General features: G+C 72.3%; 18 protein-coding genes and 1 tRNA gene. 7 read left to right on the forward strand and 12 right to left on the reverse strand.

Annotated features, from left to right (window positions below):
- Positions 1-116: 116 nt before the first annotated feature.
- The 5 genes from AB0C82_RS28055 to AB0C82_RS28075 all read right to left on the reverse strand — a co-directional run bounded on the left by AB0C82_RS28055 (position 117) and on the right by AB0C82_RS28075 (position 5,486).
- Complete coding sequence (locus AB0C82_RS28055; RefSeq protein ID WP_362847013.1) at positions 117-458, reverse strand: hypothetical protein; 342 nt, start codon at positions 456-458, stop codon at positions 117-119.
- A gap of 79 nt (positions 459-537) precedes the next feature.
- Positions 538-1,881, reverse strand: coding sequence for an AAA family ATPase (locus tag AB0C82_RS28060; protein ID WP_362847015.1), 1,344 nt, complete (start codon positions 1,879-1,881; stop codon positions 538-540).
- Positions 1,878-3,491: a hypothetical protein gene (locus tag AB0C82_RS28065; RefSeq protein WP_362847017.1), complete on the reverse strand. Its 1,614-nt coding sequence runs from the start codon at positions 3,489-3,491 to the stop codon at positions 1,878-1,880. Before AB0C82_RS28065 ends, AB0C82_RS28060 begins: the two co-directional genes overlap by 4 nt.
- A complete protein-coding gene (locus AB0C82_RS28070) occupies positions 3,482-4,645 on the reverse strand; it encodes a hypothetical protein (protein ID WP_362847019.1) in 1,164 nt (387 codons plus the stop codon). The genes AB0C82_RS28065 and AB0C82_RS28070 overlap by 10 nt, the downstream gene beginning before the upstream one ends.
- On the reverse strand, positions 4,554-5,486 hold the full coding sequence (locus tag AB0C82_RS28075) for a phosphatase PAP2 family protein (RefSeq protein WP_362847021.1): 933 nt from the start codon (positions 5,484-5,486) through the stop codon (positions 4,554-4,556). Before AB0C82_RS28075 ends, AB0C82_RS28070 begins: the two co-directional genes overlap by 92 nt.
- Positions 5,487-5,780: 294 nt before the next feature.
- Between AB0C82_RS28075 and AB0C82_RS28080 the strand changes: the two genes are divergently transcribed.
- On the forward strand, positions 5,781-6,377 hold the full coding sequence (locus AB0C82_RS28080; RefSeq protein WP_362847023.1) for a histidine phosphatase family protein: 597 nt from the start codon (positions 5,781-5,783) through the stop codon (positions 6,375-6,377).
- Between the two features lie 6 nt (positions 6,378-6,383).
- On the opposite strand, the gene AB0C82_RS28085 is transcribed toward AB0C82_RS28080, so the two are convergent.
- A complete protein-coding gene (locus AB0C82_RS28085; protein WP_362847025.1) occupies positions 6,384-7,796 on the reverse strand; it encodes a tetratricopeptide repeat protein in 1,413 nt (470 codons plus the stop codon).
- A gap of 240 nt (positions 7,797-8,036) precedes the next feature.
- Here AB0C82_RS28085 and AB0C82_RS28090 point away from each other — a divergent pair, with 240 nt between their 5' ends.
- Positions 8,037-8,480 carry a hypothetical protein gene (locus AB0C82_RS28090; protein ID WP_362847027.1) on the forward strand — a complete coding sequence of 148 codons (444 nt, stop codon included), beginning with the start codon at positions 8,037-8,039 and terminating at the stop codon, positions 8,478-8,480.
- Positions 8,481-8,563: 83 nt separating this feature from the next.
- A complete protein-coding gene (locus AB0C82_RS28095) occupies positions 8,564-9,454 on the forward strand; it encodes a fused MFS/spermidine synthase (protein WP_362847029.1) in 891 nt (296 codons plus the stop codon).
- A 47-nt stretch (positions 9,455-9,501) separates the two neighbouring features.
- Here the strand turns inward: AB0C82_RS28095 and AB0C82_RS28100 are convergent, their stop codons facing one another.
- Positions 9,502-10,056: a hypothetical protein gene (locus AB0C82_RS28100; protein ID WP_362847031.1), complete on the reverse strand. Its 555-nt coding sequence runs from the start codon at positions 10,054-10,056 to the stop codon at positions 9,502-9,504.
- Positions 10,057-10,182: 126 nt separating this feature from the next.
- On the opposite strand from AB0C82_RS28100, the gene AB0C82_RS28105 reads away from it, so the two are divergent.
- The 3 genes from AB0C82_RS28105 (at position 10,183) to AB0C82_RS28115 (ending at position 13,930) form a co-directional block, all read left to right on the forward strand.
- Complete coding sequence (locus tag AB0C82_RS28105) at positions 10,183-10,872, forward strand: response regulator transcription factor (RefSeq protein ID WP_362847033.1); 690 nt, start codon at positions 10,183-10,185, stop codon at positions 10,870-10,872.
- Entirely contained in the window at positions 10,869-12,320 is a 1,452-nt protein-coding gene (locus AB0C82_RS28110) for a HAMP domain-containing sensor histidine kinase (protein WP_362847035.1), read from the forward strand. The genes AB0C82_RS28105 and AB0C82_RS28110 overlap by 4 nt, the downstream gene beginning before the upstream one ends.
- 131 nt (positions 12,321-12,451) lie before the next feature.
- Positions 12,452-13,930 carry a cellulose binding domain-containing protein gene (locus AB0C82_RS28115; RefSeq protein WP_362847037.1) on the forward strand — a complete coding sequence of 493 codons (1,479 nt, stop codon included), beginning with the start codon at positions 12,452-12,454 and terminating at the stop codon, positions 13,928-13,930.
- A 198-nt stretch (positions 13,931-14,128) separates the two neighbouring features.
- Here AB0C82_RS28115 and AB0C82_RS28120 read toward each other — a convergent pair whose 3' ends face one another.
- From AB0C82_RS28120 to AB0C82_RS28135, 4 genes are all read right to left on the reverse strand, one after another.
- Positions 14,129-15,538: a GH1 family beta-glucosidase gene (locus AB0C82_RS28120; protein ID WP_362847039.1), complete on the reverse strand. Its 1,410-nt coding sequence runs from the start codon at positions 15,536-15,538 to the stop codon at positions 14,129-14,131.
- Positions 15,539-15,622: 84 nt separating this feature from the next.
- A complete protein-coding gene (locus tag AB0C82_RS28125) occupies positions 15,623-16,543 on the reverse strand; it encodes a carbohydrate ABC transporter permease (RefSeq protein WP_362847041.1) in 921 nt (306 codons plus the stop codon).
- Positions 16,544-16,554: 11 nt separating this feature from the next.
- Positions 16,555-17,499, reverse strand: coding sequence for a sugar ABC transporter permease (locus AB0C82_RS28130; protein ID WP_362847235.1), 945 nt, complete (start codon positions 17,497-17,499; stop codon positions 16,555-16,557).
- Between the two features lie 75 nt (positions 17,500-17,574).
- Positions 17,575-18,942, reverse strand: coding sequence for an extracellular solute-binding protein (locus AB0C82_RS28135; protein ID WP_362847043.1), 1,368 nt, complete (start codon positions 18,940-18,942; stop codon positions 17,575-17,577).
- Between the two features lie 248 nt (positions 18,943-19,190).
- Between AB0C82_RS28135 and AB0C82_RS28140 the strand changes: the two genes are divergently transcribed.
- Positions 19,191-20,219, forward strand: a complete 1,029-nt coding sequence (locus tag AB0C82_RS28140; protein WP_362847045.1) for a LacI family DNA-binding transcriptional regulator — start codon at positions 19,191-19,193, stop codon at positions 20,217-20,219.
- Positions 20,220-20,276: 57 nt separating this feature from the next.
- Here the strand turns inward: AB0C82_RS28140 and AB0C82_RS28145 are convergent.
- Positions 20,277-20,349, reverse strand: a tRNA-His gene (locus AB0C82_RS28145).
- Positions 20,350-20,429: the final 80 nt, after the last annotated feature.

Raw genomic sequence — 20,429 nt, forward strand, 5'->3', positions numbered from 1 at the left:
ACGGTCCTGATTCGGGGAGTTGCCGGAAACGGGGACAGGGAGGAACCCGAAGGAGTATCTTGCGCGCGGGCATATGCCACCGGCGGTACCCCGGATCCGGCCGGACCCCCCGCCCGTCAGGGGCCGGCGTTCCTCAGCAGCGACCGGCCGAACTCGATCATCTTCTTGGCATAGTCCTCGGTCCACTCCGCGCGCTCCGCGACATCCGCCGCCGTCAGCCGGTCGAAGCGGCGCGGATCGGCGAGCTGGGCGGCTGCCACCGCCTGGAACTCGACGGCCCGGTCGGCCGCCGCCCGGAAGGCGTGCGTCAGCTCCGTGGCGCGGGCCAGCAGCTCCTGCGGGTCCTCCATCGTGTCGAGGTCGAAGAAGTGCTCGGGGTCGGCTGCCGCCTCCGACGGCTCGAAGAGCAGCGGAGCGGGACGCATCCGCTGCCGCTCGTTCCGCTCGGGTTGTGCCATGGGTGCTCCTCCTTCGGGTGGGCCGGGTGGCCACCCTCCATTGTCCAACCCGGCGCAAGAGGGCTGGATCCCGCCTGGTTCAAGGCCGCCAGTGCACCCGGTGTTCCGCGAGGTGGGCCAGCACCGAGTGGTTCGCGTCCCAGCCGTCCGGGAACTTCACCGTGACGCCCAGCTGCACCGGCTCGGTCGACGGGTGCTCGTCCAGCAGATCCGCGACGCCCTCCCGGCACACCACGATGCACGCGTGGCGGTGGCGCGAGGCAAGGACGCACAGCCGGCCCGTCTCCAGATGGAAGGCGGTGGCGTCCGGGCGGCCCGACAGGGGGTGCAGGACCACCGTCACATCGAACTCACGGCCCTGCAGCCGGTTCGCCGTGTCCACGGCCACGCCCGAGACCCCCAGCTCGGCCAGCGCGGCCCGGACCGCCGCGGCCTGGTCGCGGTGGGCCGTGCCGACCGCGACCCGGTCCGCCGTCACCGGGACCGGATCGGGGGAGCGCTCGCTCGTCGCCGCGCCGCCCCGGTCCAGCAGGCGGCGGACGATCAGGGCGACCGCCCGCACCGCCTCCGGGTCGGTGCGCGGGGTGTGCCGGGCGGGAAGCTCCAGCAGGCCCCAGCCGGACTCCGCCGCCTCGTCCAGCACCCGGTCCGGTGCCGAACCGTCCGACGCCACACCGAACGCCAGGCGCCGCTCCCCGTGCCCCGTACCGCTGCGGAACGGTGTGTACGGGTAGAACGCATCCGACACGAGCGGCGCGGCCGAGGCCGGGAGCCGCCAGGACACGGGCAGCCGGTGCTGCGGCAGCTGCGGGTTGTGCGCGAGCAGGGTGGTGACCGCGCTCGCCGACGGGTCGTACGAGAGGCCCGCCCACTGGTCGGCGCCGACGATCGAGAACGGGTCCAGCTGGCCCGGGTCACCGACGAACAGGGCCCGCTCGAAGAGGCCCGCGACGGCCAGCAGCGCGTCCGAGCGCATCTGGTACGCCTCGTCGACGATCGCGTGCCCCCACGGCTCCACGTTCTTCACGTGGGCCCATTTCGCGGCCGTCGAGATGACGATGCCGAGCCCGGCGAGATCCGCCGCCTTGGCCGACTTCCGTACGTTGTCCAGACCGTCCAGCACCGTGTCGTACGGGTCGGAGTCGTTGCTGTGCAGTCGGCCGACCGGCAGCTCGGGTGCCTTCTCGGCCAGCCTGACGACCAGGTCGTCGACCTGCGCGTTCGTCTGCGCGATGACCATCAACGGCCTTCCCGCGGCTGCCAGTTCGAGGGCCGCGCGCACCACCAGGGTCGACTTCCCGGCGCCGGGCGGGGAGTCCACCACGATGCCGCGCGAGGTTCCGCGCAGGGTGTCCTGGAGGATCGCGTCGGTCGCACGCTTCGCCTCGGCGGCCGGGTCGAACGTGGCCTTCTGCGAGGTCACAGCAGGTCCTCCGCGGTTACGGGGTCGGGCCGTTCGGCCCGTTCTGCGGCGGCTCCGGGCGGGCCGCCGTGGGTCCAGGGTGTCTCCTCGGCGTCAGGCAGCTTCGGCCCGCCGCGAGGGTCGTGCTCGAACAGCGTCCAGACGATCCGGTCGCCCGGCTCGGGGACGGACCCCGGTGCCGGCTCCTTGCTCCGCCCCATCCGGTCGGTGACCCGCAGTACCAGAAGGCGGGCGTCCTCCCCGGACGGTGCCTCCGCCTCCCGGACGAACTCCGCCGTCTGCGGCTTGCCCTCCAGCGAGCGGTACACCTTCGTCCGCTCACCGAGATGCGGGTTCTCGTCCGTGCGGACGGTGACCAGCGGACGCGGCGAAGGGCGCTTGGACTCGCTGTACGCCATCTCCACCTCCGTCACCTCCCCGACGAACGCCTCGCCCGACAGCCGGCGACCCGCGAGCACCAGCGGATCGTCCAGGGCCTCCTGCGCGTCGAGCTGGGCCTGGGCCGCCTCCCGCGAGGCCAGCTTCTGCGCGGCCGTCACCGCGTCGTCCCGGCGCGGCTGCGGGGGCTCCCCGGCCCGCACCCGGTCCCGGTGGCCGGTGAACGACCAGCGGTCCCGCGTCCAGCGGTCCTCGGCCCTGGCCCCCTCGGGCAGCCCGCCCAGCAGGTCGAGGCCCCGCCACACGGCGTCCCAGGTGGGCAGCATGACCTTGGCCAGCAGGGACCTGATCTGCTGCTCGGCGCGCGTCAGCTCGGCCAGGCGGTCGTCCGCGGCGAGTCCGTCCTCCGCCGCCGCCAGCGCCGTACGCGCCCTGTCGTACGCCTCGATGGCGGGGGCCAGCAGCCGGTTGTCGAACGCCGGGTCGGTGGCAGGTCCGGCGGGCGGGCAGAGCAACTGGCCCTCCCGGTCCCGGTCCAGCTCGGCGCGCAGGGCGGCATCGGCACCCGAGCCGCCGTCCGGCGGGGCGATCCAGGCCAGCAGCGCGCCGAGGTGCTGGTCCTCCAGGCTGCTCTGGCCGGTCGCCCAGTGCCGGTTCAGCAGATCGGTCGTGGCCAGCAGCAGGGACGAGCCGGGCACCCGGGCCCGCTCCGCGTAGTGCGTCAGCCAGCGGCCCAGCAGGGGGACCCGGGCGGGCGCCGGATACGGGGTGTCGGGGTCGTCCTCGGCGGTCCGCCGGAAGCGCATCGAGCGTCCCAGGAGGCGTACGAAGTCGATGCCCGCCCGGCTCGGCACGATCAGCTGGGCCGCGTCCGTGCACAGTTCGACCTCGACCTTGACCTTCTTGCCGGTCCCGGGGTCGGTCTCGTTGCGCTCGGCGGGCTCGACCACGTCGGCGTACGACTCGATGTGCGGCAGCACCGCCTCGGCCAGCTCGGCGAGGAACGCGAACCGGAGATCGCGGTCGCGCGGCTGGGCGACGGCCAGCAGCCGGGGCGCGTCCCGGTCCGTACCCACCAGGGCCCCGAGCGGGGCGCCCGCCTCACCGGCGGTGGTGAGCGGCACCAGCACGAGCGGGCGGCCGCTGAGATGGCGGTGGCGCACGGTGGCCATGGGCTGCGCGCGCCCGCTCTCGACCGCCTCCAGCCGGGCCAGTGTGGTGATCAGTGACATACCGCCCGGCCCTCCAGGGCTTCCGCTCGCAGGGCCGCGGCACGACGCAGGGCGGCGACCGTCGGGTCCGAGGGGTCGCCCTCCTTGCCCGCGGCGGCCGCCAGCACCGCACCGACCGTCGTGAGGCCGCCGAGCTCGCCCCTGACACCGCGCCCCAGCGCCTCCACCGCCCCCCGGGCCCGCGACTTCTCCCGGCAGTGGAAGGCCAGTTCGCAGGCCGCCAGACACTCCGGTGCGTATGCCGCGCCGACCGACTCGACCGCCTCGCCGAGCTCCCGCGGCGAGCATCCCGGGTCGAAGGTGGTGCCCTCGGGCAGCGTGGCGGCGATGTCCTCGATGCGCGTCAGCCGGGTCAACTGGCGGCGGGTGACGGCCCGCTGCTTGCGGACGTCCACGACCGAGGCGGTCGGCAGGTTGGAGAAGTCCTTCGGGCAGACCAGCAGCACGCGGTGATCGACCCGGGCGCCGTCGGTCTTCCCGGCGATCCGCTCCAGCGCCAGGACGTAGACGGCGGACTGCCGCGCGGCGGCACCGACCTTGGCCGCGTCGGCGGAACTGTCGATCATGGGGAACGACTTGATCTCGACGACCGTCCAGGTGCCGTCGGGGTGGACCACCACGGCGTCGGGCTCCAGATAGGCGGGAGAGCCCGCCACCTCCAGGGCCAGCATCGGATGGTCGAGCAGGGTCCAGCCGCCCGTCGCCGTGGCCTCCCGCAGCGCCAGGGCCGTCCTGGCCGCACGGCCCTCGGGCCCGGCGGCCGTCAGGTCCGGCACCCGCGCCTCCTGCGGTGCCTCGCTGCCGCCGCCGAGGCGCTCGTGGAGCAGGCGGAGCAGTTCCGTGCCGCCGTCGGCCTTCACCCTGGCCTCGAACGCGTTGCCCCGCATGAAGGCGAACTGAGACTGGCCGAAGGCCGCGGGGGAGCCGAGCGCCGTGGCCAGCACGGCCTTGTTCACCCCCGCGGCGTCCAGCAGGGCGCGACGCTTGCAGCCCGGGTTGGCGGCGAGGGCGGCCAGCGCGCGCGCGTCGAGCGGATGCGGGGCGACGGACGGGCCGCGCAGCTCAGCGAGCCGCTGCCGCAGCGTCGTCGCTGGCCGGTGCGCCGGTGTCGGTGGAATCTGCGGAGGAGGTCCGCTGGCCGGGGATTCGCTCACCCGGGGAAGTCTTGCATCCGGCACTGACATCCGGGGCCTTACCGGAGTTCGCGGCCGTGCTCACGGTACCGAGCCCCGCCCGGACCCGGTCCTTCACGCGGTCCGCGAGGCGGATGACCGGCTTCGTCAGGAGGGCTCCGGCCGCCATCACGGCGACGCCCGCGACCGCGTCGAGGAAGTAGTGGTTCGCGGTGCCCATCACCACGAACGTGGTCAGCAGGGGGTAGGCGATGCCGAGCGCGCGTATGAGGGGGTGGCGGCCGTGCCGCCACAGAAGGACGCCGCACCACACCGACCAGCCGACGTGCAGGCTCGGCATCGCCGCGTACTGGTTGGTCATCCCGCTGAGCCCGCGCGGGGCGCTCGCCTCGGTGCCCCACCAGCCGTACGAGCTGTACTGCGCCATCGTGTCGACGAATCCGTACCGGGCGTCCAGCAGGCGGGGCGGGCAGGTCGGCGTCAGCGTGAAGCCGATCAGGCCGAGCAGCGTGGAGGTCATCAGCCAGGTGCGGGCCGCCCGGTAGGCGGCCTTGCGGCGGTGGAACAGCCATATGAGGACGGCAGGTGTGACGAGGTAGTGCAGCGATGCGTAGGCGAAGTCCGCCGGTATCCCGAGCACCGGGTTGGCGGTCAGCAGGCGGTTCAGGGGGTGCTCGGCGTTGAGGGACAGCGACTGTTCCAGGCGCAGTATCGCGAGCCCGTGGTCGACGGCGGTCGACACGTCGCCGCGTACCAGGAGCCGTCCGGCCGAGTAGAGCGCGTACACCACCGCGAGCAGTGGCAGCTCCGTCCACCAGCGGGGGCGGTGACCGGGTGCTGGCGCGGCGGTGGCGTGCTGCATCCGGTGGCTCTCCCCATGTTCATGCTGCCGTCGAATGGCATTCAACCGTACGGCGGACGTCGGCCGGGACGTCCCCGGGGTCCCGGTCCGGCGGCCGGGACCGCAACCGTGCTGGAAGGGACGCCGTTACGGCCCCGGAGGTTGCCTCCCGGGCACGTGAGAGATGATGGAGCGGGAGGAATCGGCCATGCCCCGACCGGGGTCCGGGCCCGGGTTCCGTCCCTCGTCGCCGTATCGGACACCGCCGTCCGGGACCTATCAGATCGTGAGATCTCAGTTCCAGGGAGAGCCTTCATGGCACCGCGCATCCTGCTCGCCCGGCATGGCCAGACCCAGTGGTCGGTGCAGGGCAATCACACCGGCAGGACGGATATTCCGCTGCTGGACACCGGCCGGGAGGGTGCCAAGCTGCTCGGCGAGCGCCTGCACCGGGCGCCGTGGGCGGGGCTGCCCGGCGTCGAGGTCAGGACCAGTCCGCTCGTCCGGGCGGCCGAGACCTGCGCGATCGCGGGGTTCGGTGAGCGTGCGGAGCCCTGGGACGCGCTGATGGAGTGGGACTACGGGGCGTACGAGGGGCTGACGCCCGCGCAGATCCGGGCGGACCGGCCCGACTGGCTGATCTGGCGGGACGGGGTGCCGGACGGCGAGACGACGTCGCAGCTCGCCGCCCGCGCGGACGAGATCGTGGACTGGGCGAGGTCGGCGGACCGCGATGTCCTGGTCTTCGCCCACGGCCACATCCTGCGGGCGCTGGGGGCGCGGTGGCTGGGGGAGGACGTGTCCTTCGGCGCCCGGATCCGCCTCGACCCGACATCGCTGTCGGTTCTGGGCTGGGCCTACGGCCTGCCGGCGGTGGAGCGGTGGAACGACACGGGCCACCTGGACCGGTAGGGGACGCTACGGGGCCGCGCGGCCGGCCCCCGCGCGCGCGGCGGGAGCCGCCGCACGCGCCGCCGCCTCCCCGTGGCGGGACACGAAGTCCCTGACCGCCGGGGAGGTGTTCTGCGCGAGAACCCCCACCGCGCCCGCCAGCATCCCGCGGATGCGGGAGGACTGGACCCGGTCGAGCAGGTCCAGCACCGCGTGGCCCGCCGTCGCCGCCTCGTCCGCGAGACCGGCCCGGGCCAGGTCCCCGGTCAGCTGCGCCCGGTACAGCGCGAGGTTCCGCGTGAAGTGCGGGTCCTGGAGCCGCGTCGCGCGCCGGGCGTGCCGGGCCGCGCGCGGCCAGTCGCCCAGCGCCGACCAGCACTGGGCCTGGAGCATCTCCAGTTCCGCCTCGCGGAAGAAGGTCATCCACTCGGGGTCCGCCGCGGAGGTGCCCCGCTCGAACGCCGCGTACGCCCGCCCGATCGCCCGGTCGCACCCGGTGCGGTCACCGAGTCCCGCCCGGCCCCCCGCCTCCCGCAGCGCGAGCAGCGACAGCAGCCGGGCCGAGCCGAGCGACCGGGCGGCCCGCTGGCCCGCCTCCGCCGCGCGTACCGCCTCCCGCGGCCGTCCCGTGTCCCGGGCCAGGAACGACGCGTTGCAGAAGGCGTGGGCCTCCAGCGCCCCGTCCCCCGCCACCCGCGCCGTCGCCAGCGCCTCGGCGTAGTGGGAACGGGCGTCCTCGAAGCGGCCCGAGTCATGGGCCAGCCAGCCCACCGAGATGGCCAGCTCGCCCGCACCTGTGTGCAGCCGGTCCGCCGTGGCCCGGCGCGTGGTCGTGCCCGCGTCGAGCAGGGCGTACGCGGCCCGGAGCGGCTGCGCCGCCCGCCGGTAGAGGCCGTCGCCCCCGTGCCGGTCGTCCAGCAGCCGGATCTGCCGTACGGCCTTCTCGACGGCGTGCACCTCGGCCTCGCCCACCCGGCGTTGCGCGGGCAGGGATGTCAGGGCGGCAGCGGCGGAAGCGCCGCCCAGACCCAGGGAGGCGGCCGCCACGGTGGCGGTTCCGCTCGTCATGAACATGCGACGCAGCACGTCGCTCTCCTCGTCGGTGTCGCTGTGGAGCGTAGGGGGCGGTGGACTGGTGGACCGTGTGCCGGAGTCCGCGTCCGAGCTGCGCGCCCCCCGGCCGCGCACGGTCTCGCGGGCCGAGAAGCCCAGGTCCTCCAGTCCGGCGCCGGGGAACATGTGCAGGAAGACCCGTTCGTACGCGTAGTTGGGGCAGCGGATCTCCCCGGACTCCACACGGCCGATGTACCGGGCGTCGCAGGCGACCTGTTCACCGATCTCCCGCGCGGCCCTGCGGACCGCCGCCGCGAACTCCCCGGCGGAGCGCTGTCCGCGAAGCCGGCGGAAGACGAGGTTGGGAACTGGCCGTGTCGACACCATGGCTGGGCCCTCTCCGGTGCAGCCGGGCGCTGGTTCTGTTGTCCCGGCGGAGCAAGAACGTACCTGCTGTGACGACACACACACGGAGTGTTTGCGAACAAAGGGCGCATCTCGCCCGCGATCCGCCATGAACTGCCATCCTTTGCGGCGGCTTGGTCCCGTAGCCCTTGACGCCGTGGACCCGTTGGTCCATGCGGAGACGGAGTCTGGCTCCGTTCGGCGATGAGAGGAGGGGTTCCCATGCTGCACCTCGGCACGGAGACCGGCTCACGGACGACCGCGGCGCACCCCGAGACCGCACCACCCGCCGCACGCGCGCAGCGCGCACCCGCCGACGGACCGTGCGACCTCGTCACGGTCCCCGCCCGCCAGGGCCTGGAGGCCGTCGACATCCTGCGCCGCGGAGCCGACCAGGAGGCCGTGGGCCCGGTCCTCCACGACGGCGCCTGCCACACCCTCGGCTTCCTGGTGCCGCCGGGGACGGCCGACGCCTGGGACGTACCCGGCAGCGCCTGTACGCGGACCGACGGCCGCGGGCTCCGTATCCCCGCCGAGCTCCCCGTCTCCGGCAGCGGCTGGCTGCTGCCGCCCGCCTCGGACGCCCCGGTCACCGATCCGGCGGTGCTCCGCAAGGCCCTCGGTCAGGCGGCCCGGCTGATCGAGGCGGCCGACAACTGCCAGTGAGCCCATAATGGCCGGACGGCCGGATCCACCGGCGCCGCCGGTGAAGTGCCGGCCCCGGAACACATGAGCAAGGGCGACCGAGCGTGGCACGTCGAGGAGCGTCGGCAGGAGGCGCGAGCGCCCGGAAGCGGTCCGACCGCAAGCGGGAGCCCCTCACCGCAGAGGTGGACGGCGGCCGCGCCGAGCTCGTACCCGACCGCGAGCGCCCGCGCGGCTGGACGCTGCTGCTGGACGACGCCCCGCAGTCGCACGTGGACCTGGACGATCCCTCGTACCTGTCGTTCGAGTACCAGCGCAGGATCGGCCACATGATCGATCTCGCGGCGCCCCCGCAGCAGCCTCTCCAGGTGGTGCACCTGGGCGGCGGGGCCTTCACCCTCGCCCGCTACGTCGCCGCGACCCGCCCCCGCTCCACGCAGCAGATCGTCGAGGTCGACGCAGCCCTCGTCCAACTGGTGCGCCGTGAACTGCCGCTGGACCCGCAGGCCCGGATACGCGTCCGCTCCACCGACGCCCGCGAGGGACTCGGCAGGATCCAGGAGGGCTGGGCCGACCTCGTCATCGCGGACGTCTTCAGTGGGGCCCGTACCCCCGCGCACCTCACCTCCACCGAGTTCCTCGCCGAGGTGCGCCGCGTCCTGAAGCCGGGCGGGCAGTACGTCGCCAACCTCGCCGACGGCCCGCCGCTCACCCACCTCCGGGGCCAGATCGCCACCGCCGCCACGCTCTTCCCCGAGCTGGCGCTCGCCGCCGACCCGACCGTGTGGCGGGGGCGGCGCTTCGGCAACGCGGTACTGCTCGCCTCCGACCGGCCGCTCGCCGTCGCCGACCTCACCCGCCGCGTCGCGACCGACCCGCACCCCGGGCGCGTCGAACACGGCCGGGCGCTCGCGGACTTCACCGGAGGCGCCGCCGCCGTCACGGACGAGGGCGCCAAGCCCTCCCCGGCCCCGCCGCCCTCGACGTTCACCTGAGGGCTGTTCCGTAACCCTGGTGGATCAGCGTGCGGCGGCCCGTGCCGTCACGGGCCGACGATCTGTACCAGCGGCGGGTGGTCGTTCCACGTGCAGAACACGGAGTACGTCGCCCCCGTCTCGTCACTGAAGTTGACCCTGATCCAGGTGGTGTTCGTCCACACCTGCATCGACCAGTCCGGCTCCGGAGTCGCGGACACCAGCTTCGCCGAACTCGTGCCCAGCTCGAACACCACCCGCCCGCCGTCCGTGCGGTAGCTCTTCACCTCGCCCGACGCACCCGTGGTCGCCGAGGACCGCGCGGGTGCCGGGCTCCGCGACGGCTTACGGGAAGGCGTCCTCGACGGGGTGCGGGTCGCCGCGGGCGGCGTGGTGCGCGGGGTCGCCGCCGGTGAGGAGGCGGACGGCGCCGGGCGCCGCGTGGACGACGACACCGGCTCCCGCGTGTCCTGTCCGGCACGGGCCCCCACGGCGAGCGGCACCGCGCGCGGCGGGTCGTAGGCGGTCCCCGCCATCACCGTGTGGACGCCCCACCACGACAACGTGACCGCCGCCCCGGTGGCGAGCGACCACGCGAGCGCGTGTACGAGTCCTCGTTGCATCCGGGTCATCCTGCACCACTCGGTCCTCCGCTGTCCCGGGGGAGTCCTCGCAGCAACTCCCGCGCGGACGCCCCACGGAGGACCGGCCCGGTACCGGGCGCGACCGGATGGGCTACGGTGCCGCCCATGGCAAGTGTGCTCGTGGTCGAGGACGACCAGTTCGTACGTTCCGCCCTCATCCGGCACCTGAGCGAGGCGTCCCACACCGTACGGAGTGTCGGCACGGCGCTCGAAGCGCTGCGCGAGGTGGCGCACTTCGGTTTCGACGTGGTCATCCTCGACCTGGGTCTGCCCGACCTCGACGGCGCCGAGGCGCTCAAGATGCTCCGGTCCATCACCGACGTGCCCGTGATCATCGCGACGGCGCGTGACGACGAGGCGGAGATCGTACGGCTCCTCAACGACGGCGCCGACGACTACCTGACCAAGCCGTTCTCCGTCGAACACCTCTCGGCTCGCATGGCCGCCGTGCTGCGCCGCTCGCGTGCGGCCGGCAGCGGGACGCCGCCGCCGCGCGTCATCCAGGTCGGCGGCCTCTCCATAGACCCGCTGCGCCGCCAGGCCGAACTGGACGGGGTCACGCTCGACCTGACCCGCCGGGAGTTCGACCTCCTGACCTTCCTCGCCGGCCGGCCCGGCGTCGTCGTCGCCCGCAGGGAACTGCTCGCCGAGGTCTGGCAGCAGTCCTACGGCGACGACCAGACCATCGACGTGCATCTGTCCTGGCTGCGCCGCAAACTGGGTGAGACCGCCGCCCGGCCCCGCTATCTGCACACCCTGCGCGGTGTCGGCGTGAAGCTGGAACCGCCGGCATGAGATGGGCGCTCGTCAAGGTCTGCCTGGCCGTCACGGCCATGGTCGTCATCGCCTTCGCCGTACCCCTCGGGCTCGTCATCAAGGAGATGGCCCGCGACCGGGCCTTCTCCGACGCCGAGCGGCAGGCGGCCACCATCGGGCCGACCCTCTCCATCACCACCGACCGCAAGGAACTCACCCGGGCCGTCCTGTCCACCGAACCGGGGGACGAGGGGCGCCTCGCCGTCCATGTGCCCGCAGCCGCCGAGCCGGACCGGCAGGCGCTGGAGATCGGCACCCGGCGCGCCACCCGCAAGGACCTCAAGACCGTGAGCGAGTCGGGGCGCGCCGCCGTCGCCGAGGTCACCGGCGGCTCCGTGCTGCTCCAGCCGACGGCTCTGGGCTCCGGAGACATCGCCGTGGTCGAGGTGTTCGTGCCCGAGGGTGAGGTCTCCAACGGGGTCGCCACCGCCTGGCTCGTACTGGCGGGGGTCGGGATCGCGCTGATCGTCGGCTCGGTCGCGGTCGCCGACCGGCTCGGCGTACGCATGGTCGAGCCCGCCCAGCGCCTCGCGGGAGCCGCCCAGGACCTGGGCGAGGGCAGACTCGGCACCCGGGTTCCGGAGGAGGGGCCGACCGAACTCCGTTCGGCCGCCGTCGCGTTCAACTCCATGGCCGACCAGGTCGTCCAACTCCTCGCCAACGAGCGCGAGCTGGCCGCCGACCTCTCGCACCGGCTGCGCACCCCGCTCACCGTGCTGCGCCTCAACGCGGCTTCCCTGGGCGAGGGACCGGCCGCCGAACAGACCCGGGCCGCCGTCGAGCAGCTGGAGCGCGAGGTCGACACCATCATCCGCACCGCACGCGAGCAGCGTCCCCAGACGCAGGGCCCGCAGCCGGGTGCCGCCGGCGGCTGCGACGCCTCGGAGGTGATCCGGGAACGGATGGGCTTCTGGTCGGCACTCGCCGAGGACCAGGGGCGCACGGTGCGCCTGGCGGGAGTGGACCGCACGGTACGGATCCCGGTCGCCCGGCCCGAACTGGCGGCGGCCCTGGACGCGTTGCTCGGCAACGTCTTCCGGCACACCCCCGAGGGCACCGCCTTCTCCGTCGACGTGCACCACAGCGGCGACGCGGTCATCGTGCTGGTCTCCGACGCCGGCCCCGGCATCGCCGACCCGCGCGCGGCGCTGACCCGGGGCTCCAGCGGCCGGGGCGGCGCGGCGGGCGCCGTGGGATCGACCGGGCTCGGGCTCGACATCGTCCGCCGGGTCGCGGAGTCCACCGGGGGCGATCTGCGGATCGGCCGGTCGGTGCTCGGCGGCACGGAGGTACGCATCTGGATCGGGCTCGACGGCGGCCGGCCGGAGCGGCGCCGGCGTGGACACCGGGTCGGACGGCAGCGACGCGGAGTGCTGCGCCGCAACGCAGAGTCCCGAGGCGGCTCCGGGGCGGGCACCCAGCATTAACCGGCGCCCATGGGCTCCTTAAGCCAACCCTAAGAACCACGGCCGGGGTCCGAACAGCCCCAATTGCCGTCTTCGGTACCGCTAGCGTCTGCCGCGAACCCCACCCCCCGCAGGACAGAGGCAGGCACGCGATGGGCACCAGCACGCACCGCCGGACGGCGAGCACCCGCACCAAGGCGGTCGGCGCCGTCGTCGCCGCGGCGGTCATCGGTGGCACGGTCTTCGCACTGACCGGCACCGCCCAGGCCGCGGCGGTCGGAGCGACGTACACCAGGACCAGCGGCTGGACCGGTGGCTACACCGGGCAGTACGTCGTCACGAACGACAGCGCGGAGACCCGCTCGGACTGGACGCTCGAGTTCGACCTCCCCACGGGCACGAGGATCAGCTCCCTCTGGAACGCCGAGCACACGGTGAGCGGCAACCACGTCACCGTGAAGCCCGCGAGCTGGGACACCGGGCTCGCCCCGGGGAAGTCCGTCACCGTCGGCTTCGTCACCACCTCCGCCGGCACCGCGGGCGACCCGGCCGGGTGCCTCGTCGACAAGGCCCCCTGCTCGGCCGGTCCGGGCACGACCCCGGAGCCGAGCGGCCGCCCCACCGGCACCGCTTCCCCCGCCCCGACGCCCACCCCGACGGCCTCCGCGACGACGGCGGCCCCGAGTGCGACGCCGACGACCCCGGCGCCCACACCGTCCGAGACCGGCGGCACCACGGAGCCGGCGCGCTTCGCCCCGTACATCGACACCTCGCTCTACCCCTCGTACGACCTCCTGGACACCGTCACCAGAACCGGCGTGAAGGAGTTCCACCTCGCCTTCATCACCTCCGGCGGCGGCTGCGCCCCCCTCTGGGGCGGGGTCACCGGCCTCGGTGACGACAAGGTCGCCTCCCAGATCGGTGCTCTGCGGGCGAAGGGCGGCGACGTCCGGGTCTCCTTCGGTGGCGCGGCCGGTGCCGAACTGGCCCTGAACTGCTCCTCGGCCGCCGACCTCGCCGCCGCGTACGGCAAGGTGATCGACACCTACGGGCTCACCAAGGTCGACTTCGACGTCGAGGGCGGTGCGCTGCCCGACACGGCCGCCAACTCCCGCCGCTCGCAGGCCATCGCCCAGCTCCAGAAGTCGCACCCCGGCCTGGACGTCTCCTTCACCCTGCCGGTGATGCCCGAGGGGCTGACCCAGCCCGGCGTGGACCTGATCGCCGACGCGAAGAAGAACGGGGTCCGGGTCGACGCGGTCAACATCATGGCGATGGACTACGGGCCCGCGTACAGCGACGACATGGGCACGTACGCGACCCAGGCGGCCACGGCCACGCAGGCTCAGATCAAGGGCGTGCTCGGGCTCTCCGAGGCCGCCGCGTGGAAGGCCGTCGCGGTGACCCCGATGATCGGTGTCAACGACGTCGTCACCGAGATCTTCAAGGTGGAGGACGCCGTACAGCTCGTGGCGTTCGCCCGGGAGAAGGGCATCGGGCGGCTGGCGATGTGGTCGGGCACGCGGGACAAGGCCTGCCCGGGCGGGGCCAAGCCGTCCGCCGACGCCAGTTGCAGCTCGATCGTGCAGGAGCCGCTCGCCTTCACCAAGGCGTTCGGCGCGTACGAGTAGTCCTCCGGACCGCCACCCCCTCCGCGCGCCCCGGCCGGGCCCCACATCCCCCCACACCCGGCCGGGGCGCGCGCCCCGTTTCCCGTGGCCCGCGGATGTCCCCGGTCGCCCTACGGGCTCTGCGACCGCACCCTGCGACCGACGGGAGTGGGGCACGGCGGCACCCTCGTTCCGCCGTGCCCCGGTCCGTGGCGTTCCTCAGTCGGTCGGCGCCTTCGGGAGGACTCCGGTCCTCGCCAGCTCGCCGTACCAGTGGGCGCTGGCCTTGGGCGTACGCGTCTGGGTGGGGTAGTCGACGTGGACGATGCCGAAGCGCTTGCCGTAGCCGTACGCCCACTCGAAGTTGTCCATCAGCGACCAGAGGAAGTAGCCGCGCACATCGGCCCCGTCCGCGATCGCCCGGTGGACCGCCGACAGATGCCCGTGCAGGTAGCGGATGCGCTCCACGTCCTGCACCACACCGTCGTCCCCCTGCTTGTCGGGGTACGCCGCACCGTTCTCCGTGACCATCAGAGGCATACCCGGCGCCTCCTTGGTGTACTTCATGAGCAGGTCGTGCAGGCCCGACGGGTCGATCGACCAGCCCATCTCGGTCTGCTCGCCGGGCGGCTGGTGGAAGGCCACGTGCTCCGAACCGGGCCACGGCGAGAACTCGCTCGACCCGTGGCCGTCGCGGCGCGGGCCCTTCGCGTCACTGCCGTCGGAGACGACCGTGGGTGTGTAGTAGTTGATGCCCAGCGAGTCCAGCGGCTGGTTGATCGCCGCCAGGTCGCCCGGCTCCACGAACGACCAGTCCGTCAGCCGCGCGGTGTCCTCGAAGAGGTCCTGCGGGTACGAGCCCTTCAGGACCGGGTCGGAGAAGACCCGGTTCGCCAGCGCGTCGATACGGCGTGCGGCGTCCAGGTCCTGCGGGGACTGCGTCCGGGGCCGCACCGCACTCGGGTTGAGGCTCAGCGAGACCTGGGCGCGGGCGGGCAGCGCCGCGCGCAGCGCCTGCGTGCCCAGGCCGTGCGCGAGGTTCAGGTGGTGGGCGGCGCGCAGCGCGGCGACCGGCTCCGTACGGCCCGGGGCGTGCACCCCGGAGGCGTAACCCAGGAAGGCGCTGCACCAGGGCTCGTTGAGCGTCGTCCACAGCTCCACCCGGTCGCCGAGCGCCTCCGCGACGATGCCCGCGTACTCGGCGAAGCGCAGGGAGGTCTCCCGTGACGTCCAGCCGCCGGCGTTCTCCAGCTCCTGCGGGAGATCCCAGTGGTAGAGCGTGAGCATCGGCTTCACGCCCCGCTCCAGGAGCTCGTCGACCAGGAGCCGGTAGAAGTCCAGGCCGCGCTGGACCGCCGGACCGCGCCCGGTCGGCTGGACCCTGGACCAGGAGACGGAGAAGCGGTACGCGTTCACCCCGAGGTCCGCGATGAGCTGCACGTCCTCGGTGCGGCGGTGGTAGTGGTCGGTGGCGACGTCGGCGTGGTCGCCGCCCTCCGTCTTGCCCGGAGTGTGGCTGAAGGTGTCCCAGATGGAGGGGGTACGGCCGTCCTCCCGTACCGCGCCCTCGATCTGATGGGCGGAGGTCGCGGTCCCCCAGAGGAAACCGGGCGGAAAGTGTGCGGACATGAAGAGCCTCCGTGAGTGTCCTGAGTGTCCTGGGCGTCCTGAGAGAGGAGAGCGTCCTGGGAAAAGTGGGAGCGGGCCGGGCGGTCAGCCCTTGACGGCGCCCTGCATGATGCCGCCGACGATCTGCTTGCCGAAGAGCACGAAGACGGCCAGCAGAGGCAGCGTCCCGAGCAGTGCGCCCGCCATGATCACCGACTGGTCGGGGATGTAACCGCGGCCGAGCCCGGTGAGCGCCACCTGCACGGTGGGGCTGCCGTTCTGGGTCAGCGCGATGATCGGCCAGAAGAAGTCGTTCCAGGCCATGACGAAGGTGAGCATCCCGAGCACCGCCATCGCGGGCCGTGCGGCGGGGAAGACCACGTGCCACACGATGCGCAGACTGCTGGCCCCGTCGACGCGGGCCGCCTCGATGAGCTCGGTGGGCAGGGCCCCGATCAGGTACTGCCGCATGAAGAACACCCCGAAGGCGCTCACCAGTGTCGGCAGGATGACCGCCTGGAGCTGGTCGGTCCACTGGAGCTTGGCGACCATCATGTACAGCGGTACGACGCTGAGCTGCGGCGGCACCATCATCGTGCCGATGACGAGCAGCAGCAGGACGTTCTTGAAGCGGAAGCGGAGCTTGGCGAAGGCGAAGCCCGCAAGGGTGGAGAAGACGACCGTGCCGATGGTGATGGAACCGGCCACGATCGCGGTGTTCAGCAGGGCCGACCCCATGTTGGCGTCGGTCCAGGCGATCTCCAGGTTCTTGAAGAGATTGCCGCCGAACCAGAACGGCGGCGGATTCTGCGCCAGCCTGTGGTTGTTGCGGGAGGCCGCGATCGCGGTCCACACCAGGGGGAAGAGCGATATCACCGTGAAGAAGATGAGTACCGCGTAGGTGAACTTGCCGCCGTGCAGGTGCTTGCCGGCGCGGGCCTTGCCGCGCCGTCCTTTCCGCCTGCCCGACGATGCGTACGACGGCGCCTGCGGCGGCACCCGGTCGGCCGGAGTCAGGGTTGTCATCGTGTCGCCCCTCATGAGCTCTTGCGCAGACGACGGCCGACCAGCCAGTTGACGGCGCCGATCAGCAGAAGGATCAGGAACATCGTCCAGGCGATGGCCGAGGCCCGGCCGAGGTGGAGATTGACCCAGCCCTGCTCGTACAGATAGAGACCGAGCGTCTGGAACTGGTGGTTGGCCCCGCCCGTCGCGCCCGCACCCCGGTTGAACAGGAGCGGCTCACCGAAGAGCTGGGTCGCGCCGATCGTCGACACCACCGTGGTGAAGAGGATCGTCGGCCGCAGCGACGGGATCGTCACGTGCACGAACTGCTGCCAGCGGGTCGCGCCGTCCAGCGCCGCCGACTCGTAGAGGTCGTTCGGGATCGCCTGCATCGCCGCCAGGTAGATCAGCGCGTTGTAGCCGGTCCACCGCCAGACGACGATCGTCGACACGGCGAGCTGCGAGGTCCACTCGCCGTTCTCCCAGTCCACCGGACCGAACCCGACCTGACCCAGCGCCCAGTTGATCATTCCGATGTCACGGCCGAACAGCATCACGAACACGAGCGTCGCCGCGGCCACACTCGTCGCGTACGGGGTGAGGATCGCGACCCGGAAGAACATCGAGCCGCGGAGCTTGTAGTTGAGCAGATGCGCGATGCCCAGGGCCATCAGCAGCTGCGGAACGGTGGAAAGGACCCCGATGGTCAGGGTGTTGCGCAGCGCGTTCCAGAAGAACTCGTCCTCCATCAGCCTGGAGAAGTTGCGCAGGCCGATCCATTCCATGTCGTTCGGGGCCGTCAGCTCCACCTGGTGGAGCGAGGCCCACCCCGTGTACAGCAGCGGGAACAGGCCGAACGCCAGGAAGAAGACGAAGAACGGGGCCACGAAGGCGTAGGGACTCCACTTCAGGTCCCACCGGTAGAGCCGGCTGCGCCGCTCGCTGCGCACCGGACCCGATGAGCCGCCGTCGCCCACGCGGCGCGGGGCCGCGCCCCCCTCGGAGAGGGGCGCGGCCGTGCGGGACTTACTTGTCGTTCCGCTCACCGGAGGTCACTTCTCCAGGGCGTTGTCGATCGCCTTCACCGCGGCGTTCCAGCCGTCCTCGGACGAGACGCCCTTCTGGTCGACCTGGAGCATCCCGACATCGGCCAGGTTCTGGGCGATGATCAGGTCCTTCGGGCCGACGATGGTCACCGGGATGTTCTTGGCGGCGTCGGAGAAGATCTTGCCGATCGGGGCGTCGTTGACGTACGGGTCCTTGGCGTCCGCGACCTCGGGAAGCGTGAACGCGGCCTGCGCGCTCGGGAAGCTGCCCCGTTTGGCGAAGAACGTGGCCTGCTGCTCAGGGGCGGTCAGCCAGGCGACGAGCTTGGCGGCCTCCTCCTTGTTCTTGCCGGCCTCGGGGACGGTCAGGAAGGACCCGCCCCAGTTGCTGCTCTTGGGCGCGGCGGCGATGTCCCACTTGCCCTCGGTCTTCTCGGCGCCCTTGTCCTTGATGTACCCGACCATCCACGGCGGGCAGGAGATGGTGGCGAAGGTGCCGTTCACGATGGCCTGGTCCCAGGAGGGCTGGAACTGCTGGAGCTTGGCCGTCAGGCCGAGGTCGGCCGCCTTCGCGGCGACGTCCCAGGCGTCCTTGACCGCCGGGTTGGTCTTGTAGATGACCTCCCCGTTCTCGTCGTAGTAGCGCTTGGCCGAGCCACCCTGCACGGCGGCCATCAGACCGGAGGCGGAGTCGATGAACGCGGTGCCCTTGGGCGCCTTGGCCTTGTACTTCTCGCCCGCTTCGATGAACTTCTGCCAGTCGCCGGCCCACAGCGCGCCGACTTCCTCGCGGTCGGTGGGAAGCCCGGCCTTCTCGAAGAGGTCCTTGCGGTAGCAGATGCCCTGGGGGCCGATGTCGGTACCGAGCGCGATCGTCTTACCGCTCTTGTCCGTACCCTGCGACCACTTCCACTCCAGGAAGTTCTCCTTCTTCACCCCGGCGGTCTTGCCCAGGTCCACCAGCTTGGAGGACTGCGTCTGGGCGATCTCGGCGATGTTGTTGACCTCGATCGCCTGGATGTCGGCGAGACCACTGCCCGAGGCGAGGTGCGTGAGCAGCTGCGGGTAGTAGTTCTCGTTCCGCTCGATCGAGGTCTGCTCGATGTTGATCTCGGGGTGGAGCTTCATGTACGCGTCGTACAGCCCCGCCTCCTTGAGACCGAAGGCACCGAAGACACCGACGGTGATCGTCGTCTTGCCCTTGCCCTTGCCGCCGGAGGACGAGCTGGACTCCGGGTCCCCGGAGTCCTCCGCGCAGCCGGCCAGGAGTCCGGCGCCGAGGGCGGCGACGGCTGCGACGACCACGGCCTTGCGGAGCGTGCGGCGGCGGGGCGGTGGTGAGGTCGTTTCCCGGGTGAAGAGAGAAGTGCGCATTGCGGCCTCCTAGTGCCCTGTACGTGCTCTCCCCGGCCCAACTGCACGAACGCGTCCGTACGTTGTTCCGTGCTGTGGCCCAGGTGAGAGACGTGCGGGATATTTATGTGTCAGGTACGGTGGGAGCGCTCCCATACGTGATGTGTTGAAGGGTTGCGGCTCGCCGCGAGGGTGTCAAGGGACCGGACGCCGAGACTTGTTTCAGTTATCGGCTTGTGAGAAATTTTCGACGACTGGGAGGGGCAGCCATGACTGTTCGTGGAAGGCAGGGGCGGCGGCCCACACTCGAGGAGGTCGCGGCCAAGGCGGGCGTCGGCCGCGGGACGGTGTCCCGGGTGATCAACGGATCACCGCGCGTGAGCGACACCACCCGGGCCACCGTCGAGGCGGCGGTGAACGAACTGGGGTACGTGCCCAACCGTGCCGCCCGCGCCCTGGCGGGCAACCGCACGGACGCCATCGCCCTGGTCGTGCCCGAGCCGGAGACCCGGTTCTTCGCGGAACCGTACTTCTCCGACATCGTGCGCGGGGTCGGCGCGGCGCTCGAGGACACCGACATGCAGCTGCTGCTCACCCTCGCGGGCAACGACCGCGAGCGGCGCCGGCTGGCGCAGTACCTGACCGCGCACCGCGTGGACGGCGTGCTGCTGGTCTCCGTGCACGCCGACGACCCGCTGCCCGACCTGCTGGAGCAGCTGGGTATGCCGTGTGTGATCAGCGGTCGCAGGAACGCCGCCGAACCCCTGGCGTCGGTCGACTCCGACAACTTCGAGGGAGCGCGCTCGGCCGTCGAGCACCTCATCTCCCGTGGCCGCCGCTCCATCGCCACGATCACGGGCCGCCTCGACGTGTACGGCGCCCAGCGCCGTCTGGACGGCTACCGCGAGGCCGTCGCCGCGGCGGGCATGGCCCCCGACGAGCGCCTGATCGCCCCTGCCGACTTCACCGAGGAGGGCGGCGCCCGCGCCATGCGGGAGCTCCTCGGCCGCTGCCCCGAGATCGACGCGGTCTTCGTCGCGTCGGACGTGATGGCGGCCGGCGCGCGCCAGGTCCTGCGGGAGGCGGGCCGCCGGGTCCCGGACGACATCGCCATGATCGGCTTCGACGACTCGGCCGTCGCCCGGCACATGGACCCGCCGCTCACCAGCGTCCGGCAGCCCACGGAGGAGATGGGCCGCACCATGACGCGTGTCCTGCTCCAGGAGATCGCCGGCCCCTCCGACGACCGCCCGCGCATCGTGCTGCCGACGGAGCTGATCGTGCGCGACTCGTCCTGACGGGCCGCGGGGACAACGAGAAGGGCCCCGGTCCGAAGACCGGGGCCCTTCTTTCAGGGTGAGTAACGGGACTTGAACCCGCGACATCCTGGACCACAACCAGGTGCTCTGCCAGCTGAGCTATACCCACCATGTCGCCCGGTCGCTTTTCTGACCGGCCGAGAAAAAGTGTACAGGGTCCGGGAGGGTGCTCGCGCCCTCGTTGTTTCC

The sequence above is a fragment of the Streptomyces sp. NPDC048560 genome (assembly GCF_040650955.1).
Taxonomy (GTDB): domain Bacteria; phylum Actinomycetota; class Actinomycetes; order Streptomycetales; family Streptomycetaceae; genus Streptomyces.